The sequence below is a fragment of the Aliiroseovarius lamellibrachiae genome, assembly GCF_018599245.1.
GTDB lineage: Bacteria > Pseudomonadota > Alphaproteobacteria > Rhodobacterales > Rhodobacteraceae > Aliiroseovarius > Aliiroseovarius lamellibrachiae.
In genome coordinates, this window is the sequence record NZ_JAHEVJ010000007.1 from 124,552 (window position 1) to 140,964 (window position 16,413).

The window sequence follows — 16,413 nt, forward strand, 5'->3', positions numbered from 1 at the left end:
AAAGCTTATTTCATGGTCTCTTCAGCAGCGATCGACGCTTGGGTTGCGGCCAGTTCTGGATCCGCAACCAAACCGTATTCAGACAGCGGGCCATCGGGGCCAGCGATTTCATCGGCGACAAAGAACTCAGCATATTCTTTCAGGCCAGGGATCACGCCGATGTGGGCTTTCTTGATATAGAAATACAGCGGGCGCGACACAGGGTATTCACCGGTTGCAATGGTTTCCGTGGACGGTGCGATGCCCGACATGGTCGCCACTTGCAGCGTGTCTGTGTTGTTTTCATAAAACGCCAGACCAAAGATGCCGATGCCGTCTTTGTTCGAGCTGATCGAGGCCAAAGTTTCGGTGTAATCGCCATCGATGTCCACCGATGTGCCGTCGGTGCGCACTTTGTAACACATCTTTTTCGCGGCTTTTTTCTTGGCTTTGTCGCTGTCGCCTTCGGCAGCTGCCAGGAACACGTCATAGGCGCCAGTGGCCTTACAGCCCGCTTCCATAACTTTCACTTCGAACACTTCACGGGTGCCGTGTTTTGTGCCGGGGATGAAGGCGGCGATGTCTACGTCGGGCAGATCCGCGTTAAATTCGTTCCATTTGGAAAATGTGTTGTCGACCAATTTGCCGTCAACCATCACCTGCGCACCAAGCGCGTTATAAATGTCCGCCGGTTCAAAGGCACCAAAATCCGGGCCGTTCAACTGCGAGGCAAACACGATGCCGTCATAGCCGATGCGCACTTCGATGATGTCTTTCACACCAGCATCGGCACATTTTGCAATCTCTTTATCTTTGATTTTGCGCGAGGCGTTTGCCACGTCGATGGTGTTTTCGCCAACACCTTCACAAAAACGCTTAAGACCCGCGGATGAACCGCCCGATTCAACAACCGGTGTTGGGAAGTCAAAGTTTTCACCAAAAGCTTCCGCCACGATCGACGCGTAAGGCAGAACGGTGGACGATCCGGCAACTTGAACCTGATCACGGGCGGATGCAGCAGTTGCACCAACAGCGGTGATCGCCAAAGCAGAAGCGGTCAGTTTCACAAAAGACATGGGTTTCTCCATTTACATCAATGCCGCCCCATCGGCGACTTGGGGCCGTGTTAAGGGGATTGATCAAAGCTTTTGTGACTGTTTTGTAACAAGCGTATGACAGTCAGGGAAATTACATGGTTTCAGGTGGTTATTCCGCTGGAATGGCGTGATCTGACGGTGGTTTTTCAGACGAAAACCCGCTTTGTGTCACAGAGGTTGGTGATTCACTCACGCACAATCGCCCCCGCCCCTCGTCTTTGGCCTGATAAAGCGCCACATCGGCACGGCGATAAATCTCCTCAAACTCTGCCGGCCAACCGAACGGCGCCAGCCCCCCCGAGACAGAAAAACTGCCATCGGCGTTTAGGGTGTTGATCACCGTTTTCGCAAACCGGAAAAGCCGACGGTCCTGTTCATGTGCGCTCATGCCCGTTAGATCGTGCTTTTCCGGCTGGCGCAGCATCAGCACAAATTCATCGCCGCCAATCCGGAAACATGACACCTCGCCGGGCCAAGTGGCTTGGCAAATCATTGTCAGCCGCCGCAGGGCCTGATCGCCCGCTGCATGACCGTGTTCATCATTCAAATCCTTGAACCGATCCATATCCAAAAGCAGCATCGCACCGCGGTCTTGCCGGTGTTTTGCCTCCATATAATGATCGAGATATCGCCGGTTGTAGCACCCCGTAAGCGGATCGGTGATGCTTTGCTCAAAGGCGGTCTGGCGAAGATTGGCCACCACGCGCAGCAGAATGAACAATAACAACCACACAGAACTAAACGCCAAAGGAAAGCGCACCGCCAAAGCATAATCCGTTTGCATCGCCGCAATTCCGGTGCCGCCGATCAACATCAGCCCCGCATATATGTTCACATTTTGCGACCGCGTCATCAAAAACGCCGCCACCAGCGACGGAAAGGCCCACAAAAGAACCATCGGCGTCATCAGCCAGGCCAAAGCGAGATGCGATAGTGCCAGTACAAAAAGAATCATCCCTGGATTAAACGGCCAGCGTCGCCCCAAGAGACTGGCAATCTGACCGGACAGGATCATCACCAAGGGAAGGATCGTCACCAGGGCGGCGATACTGTGGCCTGCAAAATAGTTGTACGAACCAAAGACCAACAGAACGGCCTCTCCACCCACGGCAACCCAATGGGTCAAAGGGTCCGCCGCACGCAGAGGCGGAAGCGAGAATTCTGTGGCATAGGCATCAAGGCCCATCATTGGCCTGTCCAAAAAAGGGATAACTTCGACCGGACGCGGCTTTTTCATAAATCTGATCACTGTTGGATATAAAAACGACATTTTTGCCGGATTAAACAACCTTACAGTGTTCTATGTCCAATAAAAAAATCTATGAGTGTTCTGGCAGGCAGACGGTAAAGCAACTGCCTTTCCCCTTTTCGCTTTGAATGCGCAGCCGCCCGCGATGTCGTTTGACGATATGTTTGACAATCGCCAGCCCCAGACCCGTGCCACCCATTTCACGCGAACGGTGATTATCGACCCGGTAAAACCGTTCGGTCAACCGGCCGATGTGATGGGGCGCAATCCCGTCGCCCTGATCCTCGACCGCAACACAAATCACCGGGGCACGCATTCCGGGAACGGCCTGCCCGCGCGTGACGCGAATGGTGACAATCCCCGCCTTTTTTCCGTATTTAATAGCGTTTTCAATGAGGTTGGTGAACACTTGGATCAGCTGATCCCGGTCCCCGGAAACCGCGATCCCCCCGTCATTTTCTGACACCAGATCAACCGTAACACCGCGCGCGCGCGCTTGTCTTTGCAGGCTGCTCTGCGCGCAATGCAGCACGTCACGCAAATCTTGTGGCGCCGTGGGGCGCATCCGTTCCATATCCTCAACGCGAGACAGCGACAGAAGATCAGAGACCAGCCGGTTCATCCGCCCGGCTTCTTGTTCCATAATGTCCAAAAACCGGTCGCGCGCCTCTGGATCGTCGCGCGCAGGTCCGCGCAAGGTTTCAATGAAACCAGACAATGCGGTAAGGGGCGTGCGCAATTCATGGCTAACATTGGCAACAAAATCAGAGCGCATTTGCCCTGCTTCTTCCTTATGGGTTGCATCAACAAAGCTGACCATAACCCCACCGCTCTCGTCCTCGATCGGGACGATATGGGCATCGTAAACCACATCACGCCCCGCCCCAACCGCGATATAGCGTACAGGCGCCATGCGTTCATGCGCCAAGGCGCGTTCTATCCGTTCCACCACATCAGGCTGGCGCAACACAGCCGCATAAAGCCGCCCGACCGTACGCTCGCCAAACAGCTCCCGCGCGCGTTCGTTAATGGTCGTGATTTGCCCATCTGCCGCGATCACAATCACCGCAATTGGAAGTGGATCTACATCACACGCAGAAAGCATTTTTGCACCTTATCGCTGGAAAAGCTGCCAACCTTCTGCTTTGGTTTTTAAATCCTGTAAAGAGTGCAGTGTTTTTTGACCAAAAAAGAAAAATACGCGGAATTGGGGAATTGCAGATTGAAAAGCCCCCCCTATACTTGTTTAGTAACGAAGGCTGCCGCGCCGCAGAAATGTTGGGTTTCTGTCAAGATAAGGTCTTTCAGGGGATAAGGGCTGGACTATGGATCAACTCGATGTGTCGATAAAAACCGGTATTTTAGCGGTCGGTGATACGATGCAAAGTGATGATACGGCACTAAAATTCCCGGAATTTGAGAAGATCAGCTACCTCGGGTATTTGGATGTCACATCCGAGACGCTCGACAGGATCAACCCCGCGCTGATCCTGTCCCCTTTGTTGTGCAACAGCTTTGATTGCCTCGAATTGGCACTGCGCTTGCAGCAATTGGGGTACCGCGGAAAATACCGTGTGGTGGCCCCAAGCCTGACGAACCCCAAAATGGTCAAGACAGAGATCAAAAGCCAGGCCCCTGATGTTGATTTCGAGATTGTCACCACCAATGCAGATGACGTTCAACTGGTGGAATAAGCCTTATTTACGACGCAATTTGGACTGTGTTTGTTCTGACGAATGCGTTTCGAAAAAGCCTGTATTACCGGTTTTGGCGAAATGCCTTAATAGATCAGATCATGGTCCGTTCCGCCAAGCTCATCATAATGGCGATGCAGGTATTTCAACGCGACACGCAGCATGAATTTTCCCGATCGGGCCGGCATCTGCAACTCTGCTTCGATCCGTTCCATGCCCTTTTCGTGACAACACACCGCCAGGGCCATTTCCCCCAGCTCTGGCCCCAATGCATCCATCGCAGCAATGAACCGCTGACGCGCATCAATCATCCGATCATTGCGCGACCCGTTGCGCTTGGGGGTGTTGCGCAGGCCAGACATGATGCCAGACCACCCCGATTGCGGCGATGCCTCAAGTTGTGCCAGTGCAAAATCACGTTGCAAACGGTCAGCGGCCGACACCAGATTACCACTCAGATAGGGTTGCCCCGCCGCACGGCTGCGTGCCAGCACCCGAAGTGGCGTATCCGCCCCGACCATGCGGCGTTTCTTTGCACCTGAGCTGGGTTTTCCTGCGGATTTTGCGCCCAGAAACCCGGCAGATGCTTCTGCAAACCCAAGGGCGCGCCCTTCGGCTTTGGCCATCATTTTGTTCAGCGCCGTGCGCCCAGCCGGTGTGATACGGTACCGCGACACCGTTCCTGTGCTCGTCCCGGAAATCCAGTCGCGCAACGCAAGAATCTCGGCCACCTCACGCGGGCATTTGCACAATTGCACCGGGCTGTCCCCCTCGCGCAGGTCAAGCACAACCGCCGTATCCACCCCCTTCGAGATGGCGAGGATTGCGCCCTCTTTCATCAATGTGCGCAACACGCGCGCGGCATGTTTTGAGATCACGTTATCGTCGCTGTCTAGGTCTTTCATGGGGGTGTGACCCTTGTCTGTGCCGGCTTGCACCCCCTCATGTTCACACCAGTTCTGCGCAATCTGAGTGATCAGATTGTCCACCAGCGGATCATCGCGCCGCGTTTCCGTTTTTTGCACCTGGCGCAGCACGGTCGAGGCATGTACGCCCTTTTGCCGCGCCAACGCACGAATGGTTTCGCCGCGTTCGGTGTGATCCAAATACAGCTTCACCGCATTGGGCAACCAAGGGATGATTTCCCCGGTTCCGATTTCGATCTGTGAAGAGCTCGAGAACTCCATGCATGTCCCCCTTTAAGGCTGTGCGCTGTCCCATCGCGACGGCCTCGGTTGACGCTCTACTAGCGGTTGTGTTTTTACGTCACTCCAGCTAGCACGCGTTTGGTTACCGAATGGTTAATTGTCCAGTCTATGCTTCAGTTTTGTTTCTAAAAGTGAAACAATTGTTAAAACTTGCGTACGGTGAATTTTTGAACGCAACACCTCTCAGGGTTGAGTATTCCTAGTGGCAACACGATGAAAGGAACTCACATGACTGATGCACTTGATCTTCTCAAAACACTTCGCCGCCCACGCCTGTTAATCCGCGCAGCACGTTTTGGAATTGTAGACTATAATCGTGATAGAGACTTGAAACGACTGATGAAATCAGCATCCACCCCAACGCCTACACGGGCCGTTGATGGTCTGATGGAAGAAGAAGCCCGCCTGGAACAGATCCGCAAAACCGGCGATGGCGCCTATTCAGTTTCGCGTCATGTTGAGGTTTTGATCGCTTTGATGGCCGAGGCCCGGTTGCTGCCACGCAAGCTACGTTCGGTTTGAGGTTGAAAAAGTATAAGGGGGGCCGTTAACCCCCCTTACCAACCTGTTAACCAGTTGGAACACTCTAGGAACAGATGTGAACCTTACGAAAACGCATCCGGCATAGACGCCTTTTTCGCCGCGATATAGTCGTTCAGACCGTCGCGAATTCCTGGGTCCATCGCTGGTTGCTGATAGTCCCCCAACAGTTTTTTCACCCGCTCAGACGCCAATTGCATGGTGTCTTTCGCGCCATCCTCTTCCCAGGTCTCAAATGGCTTGTAATCGAGAAGCTCAGAGCGCCAGAAGGCGGATTTAAAGTTCGATTGGGTGTGATCGCAGCCCAGATAGTGCCCGCCCGGCCCCACTTCGCGAATCGCTCCCATCGCTTGGGCGTTCTCATCATAGCTCACACCAGAGGCCATTCCGTGCAATGTGCCCAGCTGATCGGCGTCCATCACAAACTTCTCAAAGCTCGACACCAGACCGCCCTCAAGCCAGCCGGCCGAGTGCAACATGAAGTTCACCCCAGACAACAGACCCGCGTTCAGCGAGTTGGCGGTTTCATAGGCCGCCTGTGCATCTGGCAGCTTCGATCCGTTGAACGAACCGGCCGAACGATACGGCAGGCCCAGACGGCGGAAGAGCTGGCCACAGCCATAGGTGACTTTTGATGCTTCTGGCGTACCAAAGGTCGGCGCACCCGAATTCATGTCGATCGAGCTTACAAAGGTCCCCGCCACAACTGGCGCGCCTTTGCGGATCAGTTGGGAATAGGCCACGCCGGCCAGCACTTCGGCCAGCACTTGCGTCAACGTCCCGGCCACCGACACGGGCGCCATCGCCCCGCCCACAATGAACGGCGAAATAATGCACGCTTGGTTGTTTTTGGCAAACACCTCCATCGCGCCCATCATCACGTCATCATATTGCATCGGCGAGTTGATGTTGATGAGCGAGGTCATCACGGTGTTTTCCTGCACAAAATCCTTCCCAAACAGGATGCCGCACATATCCACCGAATCCTGCGCGCGTTCGGGCGCGGTGACGGACCCCATAAACGGCTTATCCGACAGCTCCATATGCGCCATCAGCATATCAAGGTGGCGTTTGTTCACCGGGATATCGGTGGGTTCGCAAACCGTGCCGCCCGAATGGTGCAGCCATTTTGACATATAGCCAAGTTTTACGAATTTCTTGAAATCATCCATCGTGGCGTAACGGCGGCCACCTTCCATGTCGCGCACAAAGGGGGGGCCGTAAACCGGCGCAAGCACAAGGTTGCGTCCGCCAACAACCACGTTCCGCTCGGGGTTGCGGGCATGTTGCGTATACTGGCTGGGTGCGGTTTTGCACAATTCGCGCGCCAATCCACGCGGAATGCGCACGCGTTCACCGTTGACATCCGCGCCTGCTTCGCGCCACCGCTCTAGGGCGGCGGGGTTTTCAACAAAGTTGACACCCACTTCTTCCAACACGGTTTCCGCGTTGTATTCGATGATCTCGATGGCTTCATCATTGAGAATTTCGAGGTTCGGGATGTTGCGTTCAATATACTTGGCCGTTTCAAACGACACCGCATTGCGTTCCGCACGGCGCGCGGCCCCGCCACCCCCTCGTGCTCGTCTGCGTGTCTGCGCCTCGGTCATGTCATTTCCCTCCGAACTCTCGGTAAATCCTGTTAGCTTCGGTTTACACTGCGGGCGCGGGTCAAATCTCACCTGAAACGGCGCGTTGATCATAAAAACGACATGCTGTCGGATATGAGGGTTCAAAAATTAGGATGAAAATCGCCAACACAGGTCTGCAAGCTCTTGCGAAATTGCGCGCCCTGCCCTAATCCGTTTTCATGACAGATCAGAGCCACGACCGCCTTTTAATCATCGACTTTGGCAGCCAGGTAACGCAGCTGATTGCGCGCCGCCTTCGCGAGCTAAACGTCTATTGCGAAATCCACCCCTATCAAAATGTCACAATGGAATTTGTGCGCGCGCTTGCGCCCAAAGCCGTGATCTTTTCCGGTGGCCCCGACAGTGTGACCCGCGAAGGATCACCGCGCGTGCCGCAGGAAATTTTTGACTATGGTGTGCCCATTTTGGGCATCTGCTATGGTCAACAGGTGATGATGCACCAGCTGGGTGGCAAAGTGGAAAGCGGTCATGGCACCGCTGAATTTGGCCGCGCCTTTGTGACCGAGACGCAAAAACTGGACCTGCTAGAGGGCTGGTATGCGGACGGTGACGAACAGGTCTGGATGAGCCACGGCGACCACGTTTCAGAAATTGCGCCGGGGTTTGAGGTCTACGGCACCTCGCCCAATGCGCCATTTGCGATCACCGCAGATCAGAAACGTCACTTCTATGCGGTGCAATTCCACCCCGAAGTGCATCACACCCCCAATGGCGCAAAGCTGTATGAGCAATTTGTCAAATTGGCGGGGTTCAGCGGCGATTGGACCATGGGCGCGTACCGCGAACAGATGATTGCGTCGATCCGTGAACAGGTGGGGGACAAAAAAGTCATCTGCGGTCTGTCTGGTGGTGTTGACAGTTCGGTTGCGGCGATCTTGATCCACGAGGCAATTGGCGATCAGTTGACCTGTGTGTTTGTCGATCATGGCCTCTTGCGCAAGGATGAGGGCCAGGAGGTCGTCACCATGTTCCGCGACAATTACAATCTGCAACTGATCCACGCGGATGAGGCGGACCTGTTCTTGGGCGAGCTTGAGGGGCAATCTGATCCGGAAACCAAGCGCAAGATCATTGGCAAGCTGTTCATTGATGTGTTCCAGAAACATGCCGATACCATTGAGGGGGCCGAGTTTCTGGCCCAGGGTACGCTTTACCCTGATGTCATTGAATCCGTGTCCTTTTCTGGCGGCCCTTCGGTGACCATCAAGTCGCACCACAACGTCGGTGGCCTGCCTGAAAAGATGGGTCTGAAGCTGGTGGAGCCGCTGCGCGAGCTCTTTAAAGACGAAGTGCGCGCCTTGGGGCGTGAACTTGGCCTGCCGCAATCGTTCATCGGCCGTCACCCCTTTCCTGGGCCGGGTCTTGCGATCCGTTGCCCCGGCGAGATCACCCGTGAAAAGCTGGACATCCTGCGCGAAGCGGATGCGGTTTACATTGATCAGATCCGCAAACACGGGCTGTATGACGAGATCTGGCAAGCCTTTGTCGCGATCCTTCCCGTGCGCACCGTGGGGGTTATGGGCGATGGTCGGACCTATGATTTCGCCTGTGCGCTGCGTGCGGTGACCTCTGTTGATGGGATGACCGCAGATTATTATCCGTTCACCCATGAATTCCTTGGCGAGACATCCACCCGGATCATCAACGAGGTGAAAGGCATCAATCGCTGCACCTATGACATCACCTCGAAACCTCCGGGGACGATCGAGTGGGAATAAGGCGCGCCGCCTTTTCTAATATGTAAAACAGAAACGCTGCCCCTCACGGGCGGCGTTTTTTCATATGTGGTGGATATTCACTCGCTTTCTAAGCGAGGCCTTGCTAGCCCTAAGACATGACACAGGACCCCAAAATCTCGCTCATCGGATATATTGATGTGCCCGCCGACCGATATGACGCCGTGGCCGCCGCCTTGCCGCGCCATATTGAACTGACACGTCAGGAACCCGGTTGCTTGTCGTTTGACGTCACCCCGGACAGCACGCTTTCCGGGCGGTTCAACGTGTCCGAGATGTTCACGGATCGGATCGCATTTGAGGCCCATCAGACCCGGATGAAAGCCTCACGCTGGGCAGAGATTACACAGGGAATTCCGCGCGACTACAGCATCACGGAAATTCCACATACCATTGATAACAAAGCGACTTAAAGATGAACGCAACCCTACGCGCCGCGCTTTGGATGACCGGGGCGATCACCTCATTTTCTGCCATGGCCATTGCGGGGCGCGCGGTCAGTCATGCCCATGACACCTTTGAGCTGATGTTGTTTCGCTCTTTCATCGGGTTTGGTATCGTGTGTCTTGTGCTGCTCTTGACCGGGCGATTTCAGATGATTAATCGTCGCGCGCTTGGCACCCATGTTTTGCGCAATATCGCACATTTTTCCGGCCAGAACCTGTGGTTCTATGCGCTGACAATGATCCCGCTTGCCCAGGTTTTTGCGTTGGAATTCACGTCGCCGCTTTGGGTGGTTGTGCTGGCGCCAATTTTGCTGGGCGAGGCGCTGACACGTCGTCGCGCCGCCTCAGCGATCATCGGATTTATCGGTATTCTGATCATCGCGCGCCCCGGCGTGACCGGGCTTTCGGCGGGCGTTATTGCGGCCGGAAGCGCCGCCATTGCCTTTGCCTTCACCGCGATCCTGACACGAAAACTGACCCGACATGAAACCACGCTCAACATTCTGTTTTGGCTGACCGGGTTGCAGTTGATCTTTGGCTTGATTTGCGCCGGGTATGATGGGCAAATCACGCCGCCCACAGCACAGCTCGTCCCGTGGTTTGTGCTGATCGGCCTGGCCGGTTTGCTGGCGCATTTATGCTTGACACAGGCCCTGTCCCTTGCGCCCGCCAGCGTTGTGATTCCCATAGATTTCACCCGCCTGCCCCTGATCGCCCTTATTGGTGCAATATTTTACCAAGAGCCTATGACATGGGGTTTGGCGGTTGGATCTGCGTTGATTGTGGCGGCAAATCTTATCAATTTAAGGGCGAAAACCGACCCATCCCCTAAGGGAAATTTACGCCCTCAGAGTTGAAAATACTCGCGGGACCGGTGCAAGGCTGCAACTGACCCAAGGTAACGATTGACCGAACACTTGTGCGACACATACGTTTTCTGCAATGAAAAAAACAACGATAAGCCAATTTGCGCCTATTCACGCAAGTTGAGATTTCTCAGGGAGGAAATATGAAGGGTTTTGCGCTTACAGCTGCAGCCGTTGCGGCCACCGCCACGACAAGTTTCGCGGGCGGCATTGATCGTTCGGGTCAGGACATCTCGATCCTGTTCGAAGAAGGTAACCACGTAAAATTGGGGTTTCTGACCGCCAATCCAAACGTGCCCAGCTCGCCCGCTGGTTTCGCAACGCAATCTGCGGCTGCGTTTAATTCATTTTCACTGTCGATCAAACAGCAAGTTTCAGAAAAGCTGAGCTTCGCGGTTATTATGGACGAACCTTTTGGCGCCGATATCCGCTATATTGATGGCCCCCTTGGGTCACTTGGTCTGCTTTACCCCGAACCACTGAAAACTGCGGTTTCTGCCGATCCAAATGGTCGTGCGTTTGTAGACAGCAAAGCCATCACCGGGCTGATGCGCTATGAATTTGGCAACGGGTTCAGCGTCCACGGCGGTCTTCGCGCGCAACGTGTGAGCGGCGAAATTCTGTCCGGGTCCGGTGTGCTGCGTGCAAACAGCAGCTATGATTTTGGTGGTTTGGCTGGCGTCGCCTACGAAATTCCTAAAATCGCGATGCGTGTGGCCTTGACGTATAACACCGCCATCAAACACGATCTCACCGGGACGCATAACTTCGCCGCGGCGACCGGCTCGGTTCGTATTCCTGAAAGCTTCAATCTGGACTTTCAAACCGGTATCGCAAAAGACACACTTTTGTTCGGCTCGGTGCGTCACGTAAAATGGAATGGCACAAAGCTTACCACCACCTCTGCGTTTGGGACTGTCGATTGGGTTGAATTTGTGGATGACTCGACGACATACGAAATTGGTGTTGGTCGCAAGCTGAATGAAAACTGGTCGATCGCTGCGACCTTTGGGTACGAAGAAGGGGCCAGCACCGGCACCACATTCCTCGCACCAACCGGAACCAGCAAATCTATTGGACTGGGTGCAAGCTATTCGCGCGACAATTACAAGATTTCCGGCGGCGTGAAATATGTCATGTTCGACGACAAGACTGTCACAAGCGCCCCACTGAGCGCGACCTTCAACGGTCATGCCATTGCCGCAGGGCTTAGCCTCGACTTCACCTACTAAGTCTCGGTTTTTAATCCTTAAAACGCCCCGTGCCAACGCGCGGGGCGTTTTGCGTTTTGCGATGAAATTCAGGCTTTCGCGCATGTTTCGGATTGGCGCAACCGCTGAAATACCGCACTCTCACCGCATGACACAAAACATCTCTACACGAAGCTGGGTTGAACTGGGCCTATTGGGCCTGATTTGGGGCGGCGTCTTCCTTGCGACGCGGATCGCACTCGACGAAATATCGGTATTACATGCCGTGGCGCATCGGTTGATCTGGGCGGCGGCGATCCTTTGGGGCTTTGTCCTGTGGAAGGGATACCCCATTCCGCGCCGGCCGCGAATTTGGCTGGCTTTGTTGGTGATGGGGGCGCTGAACAACATCATTCCCTTCACCCTTCTCAGTTGGGCGCAATTGTCGATCGAAAGTGGGCTAACCGCGATTTTCAACGCCTCCACGGCCCTGTTTGGCGTGGTGGTGGCCGCAATTTTCCTGAAAGATGAGCGGCTAAACCTGCGAAAAACCCTTGGGGTTGGTGTGGGGTTTGCGGGCGTGGTTTTGGCCATTGGGCCAGAGGCGATCACACAGTTTGACCTTCGATCTCTTGCACAGCTCGCCGCCATCGCCGCCACACTTTCTTATGCATTTGCCGGGGTCTGGGCGCGTAAATTTCTGTCGGAGCTGACCCCCCAAGTGGCCGCCATGGGCATGGTCACCGGCTCTGCCCTTGTTATGCTGCCGCTCAGCTGGATGATTGATGGCCCATTGCCCCTGTCGATGGGGGCGACCACCTGGGCCGCGGTGCTTTACTATGCCCTTGTCGCGACCGCCTTGGCCTATCTTCTCTATTACCGCATCCTCGCGGCTGCTGGTTCGGGAAATCTGATGTTGGTGACATTGATCATTCCGCCGGTTGCCATCTGTCTGGGGGCGTGGCTGCGCAACGAGAGCATCCCGCCACTGGCCTATTTCGGACTTGGTCTGCTGGCATTCGGGTTGGTGATCCTTGACGGACGCCTTTTCAAACGCAGAAGCATTTGACCCCCCGGCCCTGCCGCCTTACGAAAGGACAACAGGGACATCCGGCAGGGATAACGGGCATGATCTATAGTTCTGCGCAGCATTGGCACAACGCACCGCACAAACGCGTGCTGTTTTTTGGCATGTCCGGCCTGGGAAAAACCTATTTGTCCAATCTGCTGCGCGCGCATGGCGATTGGTTCCATTATTCGATCGATTACCGTATCGGGACGCGGTATATGGGCGAACACATCACCGACAACTTTAAGTCCGAGGCGATGAAAGTGCCTTTTCTGCGCGATCTTTTGCTGACCGATAGCATTCGTATTTCGTCGAAAATCTCCTTTGACAATCTTACCCCCGTGGCCACCTATCTGGGCAAACCCGGCGATCCCGCGCGCGGTGGCCTGCCGATGGCGGAGTATCAACGCCGGCAAGAGCAATTCAAACAGGCCGAGGTTTCGGCCCTGATGGACACCGCCCGCTTTATCGACCGCGCGGAACACATCTATGACTATCCGCATTTCATCTGTGACAGCGGCGGGTCGATTTGTGAATGGATTGACCCCGCCAAAGGCGCCGAGGATCCGATCCTGAAAAAATTGTCGCGCGACTGTTTGCTGGTGTGGCTGAAAGGCGATGATCGCCACACCCAGGAATTGGTGCGTCGCTTTGATCGGTCCCCGAAACCAATGGCCTATCAACCCGAATTTCTTGCTCGGGTCTGGTTGGAATATTTGAATGAATTCAACATGAAAGAGGGTGATGTTGATCCGGACACCTTCATCCGATGGACCTATGCCCAAGCCCTTGCGCATCGCCAGCCGCTGTATGAACAAATGGCCCAGCATGGGGTGACCCTTTGCGCGCATGACGTGGCCCAGATCAAGACACACGATGATTTTGACCGAATGATCGGCGCCGCGATCGACGCGGCGTAACCTCTTGATCTTGGGGTGATCTGCCCCATCTTTTTCACACCCCCACGCGACACTTTTAATAGGAGCAGACCCATGCCCATCAAATTGCCTTCCACTCTCCCGGCCTTCGACGTGCTGACGGATGAGGGCGTGATGGTCATGTCGGATGATCAGGCCGCGCGGCAAAATATCCGCCCCATGCGCATCGCTTTGCTCAATCTGATGCCAAAAAAGATCGAAACCGAAACGCAGTTTGCGCGACTGATTGGCGCACACCCGCTGCAGATCGAACTGACGCTGCTGCGCCCCGCGGAACATGTGTCCAAAAACACCTCAGAGGCGCATATCGGCGCGTTTTACCAAACTTGGGACGACGTCAAAGACCAGAAATTCGACGGGCTGATCATCACCGGCGCGCCGATTGAACAGATGCCGTTTGAGGATGTGACCTATTGGGACGAGCTGACCCAGATTATGGACTGGACCCAGACCAATGTGCATTCCACCTTTGGCGTTTGCTGGGGCGGAATGGCGATGATTTACCACTTCCATCGTGTGCAAAAACACCTGTTGGCAGCCAAGGCTTTTGGCTGTTTTCCGCAGGCCAACAAACATGCGTCATCCCCATATTTACGTGGTTTTTCTGATACTTGCGTGGTTCCCGTCAGCCGATGGACCGAGATTATGCAAGAGGACGTGGATCAGCATCCTGCGCTTCGCACTCTTTTGGCCTCGGACGAGGTCGGCCCCTGTCTGATCGAAGACACCGCCCACCGCGCGCTCTATATCTTCAACCATTTTGAGTATGATGACGAGACGTTGAAGGGCGAATATGATCGCGATGTGGCCAAGGGCGCGCCGATCAATATCCCGATGAATTACTATCCGGAAAACGACCCCTCGCTTGCGCCCGAAAACCGCTGGCGCAGCCACGCGCATCTGCTTTATGCGAACTGGATTTCGGAAATGTATCTGACCACGCCCTTTAATATGGACGAGATTGGGACCACGGTCGAAGATCTTCGCGGCTAACACCATAGTTAATCGCATTTACATGAACGGCCTGCGCCCTCATAATGGCGTGAAATCAGGAGGTTACTTTCCATGTCCCTGCCCTTCGATGGTGCCATCTCCGAGTTCTTTACGAAGACCGCCCCCAAGGACGTGCGCGATGCGATTAAGTCCGGTGGAAAAAAGGATATCCTTTCAGAATCATATCCTTACACCGACCGCATGGACCGGGACGTCTATGAAAGCGAACTAGAAGCGTTACAGCTTGAATTGGTGAAACTGCAGGCGGATGTGAAGGAAACCGGCAAGCGGGTTGTGGTGGTGTTTGAAGGGCGCGATGCGGCCGGCAAAGGCGGTACAATCAAACGCTTTCGCGAAAACCTGAACCCGCGCGTGGCCAATGTTGTGGCGCTCTCCAAACCTTCGGACCGCGAGCAAGGTGAATGGTATTTTCAGCGCTATATCAAACATTTACCGTCCGCAGGTGAGATCACATTATTCGATCGCAGCTGGTACAACCGCGCCGTTGTCGAAAAGGTTTTTGGCTTTTGCGAAGACCCTCAACGCGAGGCATTTTTTCGCCAGCTTCCCGAATTCGAAGACATGCTGGTCGATGAAGGCATCCATTTTGTCAAACTCTGGCTAAACGTCGGCCGCGCCGAGCAATTGCGCCGCTTTCTGGCCCGCGAAAAAGACCCGCTCAAACAATGGAAGCTCAGCTGGATTGATGTGGAAGGCCTGAACCGTTGGGACGGCTATAGCCAAGCCATCGGCGAAACCTTTGAACGCAGCCACCGGCCCCAAGCCCCTTGGACCATCGTGCGATCCGATGATAAACGTCGCGCACGTCTGGCGGCCCTTCGTGCTGTCCTGCAAGGCATTGATTACGCTGGAAAAGACAGCAATGTCGCCTGCGCGCCCGACGCGCAGATCTGTGGCGGCCCCGACCTTTGGACCGGGAGCTGACATGTCAAAACGCGGCTATCATCACGGCAATCTGCGCCAAGCTTTGGTTGAGGCGGCCTTGGCCCTGATCGAGGAAAAAGGCCCCACCGGCTTTACCCTGTCCGAGGCCGCAAAACAGGCCGGCGTAACCCCCGCCGCGGTGTATCGCCATTTTAAAGGCCGCGAAGAACTGATCGCCGAAGCCGCCCGCCAAGGCTATGAAATCTTTGCCGATTTGATGGAATTTGCCTACGCGAAGGGCCAACCCTCACCGCTTTCAAGCTTTGAAGCCACCGGCCGCGCCTATCTGGCCTTTGCCCGCAAATACCCTGGCCACTATATTTCCATGTTTGAAAGCGGCGTGTCGGTGAACCAATCCCCCGAATTGGCCATCGTCGCCAACCGTGCCATGGCCGTTTTGGAAGAGGCTGCGATGGCTTTGGCCGAAAACATCCCGCCGGAAAAACGCCCGCCCGCCAAAATGGTCAGCGCCCATATTTGGGCATTAAGCCATGGTGTGGTTGAGCTTTTCGGCCGCGGCTCCCCCGGTCAAAAAAGCCCGTTCCCACCCGAGGATCTACTCGAAACCGGCATCGGGATCTATTTGCGCGGCCTTGGACTGATCAAACCGGATAGCTGAACAGTGCCTTTGTAGAAGTTTCGGAAAATTCTCTTTGTCTGGGCCATGCCTCACGAACAGCTCTCGACCGCCTTGCTGCTCATTTTTGCTCTCTTATTGGTTCACGGTTGAACCCTCAAAGGGACAGCACGTCCAGATTGGCGCGCGCAGTTTGGCAAAAGCGCACGTTAGATGGCAGCCTGCGCGATCGGT

At 54.9% G+C, this 16,413-nt stretch carries 16 protein-coding genes; 11 read left to right on the forward strand and 5 right to left on the reverse strand.

What is annotated here, in order from left to right; genetic code table 11:
* Positions 1-5 precede the first annotated feature (5 nt).
* The 3 genes from KKW20_RS13160 to KKW20_RS13170 form a co-directional block, all read right to left on the reverse strand.
* On the reverse strand, positions 6-1,055 hold the full coding sequence (locus tag KKW20_RS13160; protein WP_214568363.1) for a substrate-binding domain-containing protein: 1,050 nt from the start codon (positions 1,053-1,055) through the stop codon (positions 6-8).
* A gap of 130 nt (positions 1,056-1,185) precedes the next feature.
* Positions 1,186-2,313: a GGDEF domain-containing protein gene (locus KKW20_RS13165; protein ID WP_214568364.1), complete on the reverse strand. Its 1,128-nt coding sequence runs from the start codon at positions 2,311-2,313 to the stop codon at positions 1,186-1,188.
* Between the two features lie 82 nt (positions 2,314-2,395).
* The gene (locus tag KKW20_RS13170) at positions 2,396-3,430 is read right to left on the reverse strand and encodes an ATP-binding protein (RefSeq protein ID WP_214568365.1); all 1,035 of its coding nucleotides are present in this window, start codon (positions 3,428-3,430) and stop codon (positions 2,396-2,398) included.
* Positions 3,431-3,650: 220 nt separating this feature from the next.
* On the opposite strand from KKW20_RS13170, the gene KKW20_RS13175 reads away from it, so the two are divergent.
* Positions 3,651-4,019, forward strand: a complete 369-nt coding sequence (locus KKW20_RS13175) for a hypothetical protein (RefSeq protein ID WP_214568366.1) — start codon at positions 3,651-3,653, stop codon at positions 4,017-4,019.
* Between the two features lie 86 nt (positions 4,020-4,105).
* On the opposite strand, the gene KKW20_RS13180 is transcribed toward KKW20_RS13175, so the two are convergent.
* Positions 4,106-5,206, reverse strand: a complete 1,101-nt coding sequence (locus KKW20_RS13180) for a DUF6456 domain-containing protein (protein ID WP_214568367.1) — start codon at positions 5,204-5,206, stop codon at positions 4,106-4,108.
* Positions 5,207-5,455: 249 nt separating this feature from the next.
* Between KKW20_RS13180 and KKW20_RS13185 the strand changes: the two genes are divergently transcribed.
* On the forward strand, positions 5,456-5,749 hold the full coding sequence (locus KKW20_RS13185; protein ID WP_214568368.1) for a DUF6477 family protein: 294 nt from the start codon (positions 5,456-5,458) through the stop codon (positions 5,747-5,749).
* A gap of 83 nt (positions 5,750-5,832) precedes the next feature.
* Here KKW20_RS13185 and KKW20_RS13190 read toward each other — a convergent pair whose 3' ends face one another.
* The gene (locus KKW20_RS13190) at positions 5,833-7,377 is read right to left on the reverse strand and encodes a trimethylamine methyltransferase family protein (RefSeq protein ID WP_214568369.1); all 1,545 of its coding nucleotides are present in this window, start codon (positions 7,375-7,377) and stop codon (positions 5,833-5,835) included.
* A 200-nt stretch (positions 7,378-7,577) separates the two neighbouring features.
* On the opposite strand from KKW20_RS13190, the gene guaA reads away from it, so the two are divergent.
* The 9 genes from guaA to KKW20_RS13235 all read left to right on the forward strand — a co-directional run bounded on the left by guaA (position 7,578) and on the right by KKW20_RS13235 (position 16,221).
* Positions 7,578-9,137 (forward strand): glutamine-hydrolyzing GMP synthase, encoded by a 1,560-nt coding sequence (guaA, locus tag KKW20_RS13195; RefSeq protein WP_214568370.1) that lies wholly within the window; start codon positions 7,578-7,580, stop codon positions 9,135-9,137.
* A gap of 116 nt (positions 9,138-9,253) precedes the next feature.
* A complete protein-coding gene (locus tag KKW20_RS13200; RefSeq protein ID WP_214568371.1) occupies positions 9,254-9,568 on the forward strand; it encodes a putative quinol monooxygenase in 315 nt (104 codons plus the stop codon).
* 2 nt (positions 9,569-9,570) lie between these two features.
* Positions 9,571-10,458, forward strand: coding sequence for a DMT family transporter (locus KKW20_RS13205; protein WP_214568372.1), 888 nt, complete (start codon positions 9,571-9,573; stop codon positions 10,456-10,458).
* A 152-nt stretch (positions 10,459-10,610) separates the two neighbouring features.
* Complete coding sequence (locus KKW20_RS13210; protein WP_214568373.1) at positions 10,611-11,699, forward strand: OmpP1/FadL family transporter; 1,089 nt, start codon at positions 10,611-10,613, stop codon at positions 11,697-11,699.
* A gap of 127 nt (positions 11,700-11,826) precedes the next feature.
* The gene (locus KKW20_RS13215; RefSeq protein WP_214568374.1) at positions 11,827-12,726 is read left to right on the forward strand and encodes a DMT family transporter; all 900 of its coding nucleotides are present in this window, start codon (positions 11,827-11,829) and stop codon (positions 12,724-12,726) included.
* Positions 12,727-12,785: 59 nt separating this feature from the next.
* Positions 12,786-13,646 carry an ATPase gene (locus KKW20_RS13220; protein WP_214568375.1) on the forward strand — a complete coding sequence of 287 codons (861 nt, stop codon included), beginning with the start codon at positions 12,786-12,788 and terminating at the stop codon, positions 13,644-13,646.
* A 72-nt stretch (positions 13,647-13,718) separates the two neighbouring features.
* Positions 13,719-14,657 (forward strand): homoserine O-succinyltransferase, encoded by a 939-nt coding sequence (locus tag KKW20_RS13225; RefSeq protein ID WP_214568376.1) that lies wholly within the window; start codon positions 13,719-13,721, stop codon positions 14,655-14,657.
* 72 nt (positions 14,658-14,729) lie between these two features.
* The gene (gene ppk2, locus KKW20_RS13230; RefSeq protein WP_214568377.1) at positions 14,730-15,602 is read left to right on the forward strand and encodes a polyphosphate kinase 2; all 873 of its coding nucleotides are present in this window, start codon (positions 14,730-14,732) and stop codon (positions 15,600-15,602) included.
* Position 15,603: 1 nt separating this feature from the next.
* Positions 15,604-16,221, forward strand: coding sequence for a TetR/AcrR family transcriptional regulator (locus KKW20_RS13235; protein WP_214568378.1), 618 nt, complete (start codon positions 15,604-15,606; stop codon positions 16,219-16,221).
* The last annotated feature ends 192 nt before the right edge of the window (positions 16,222-16,413 follow it).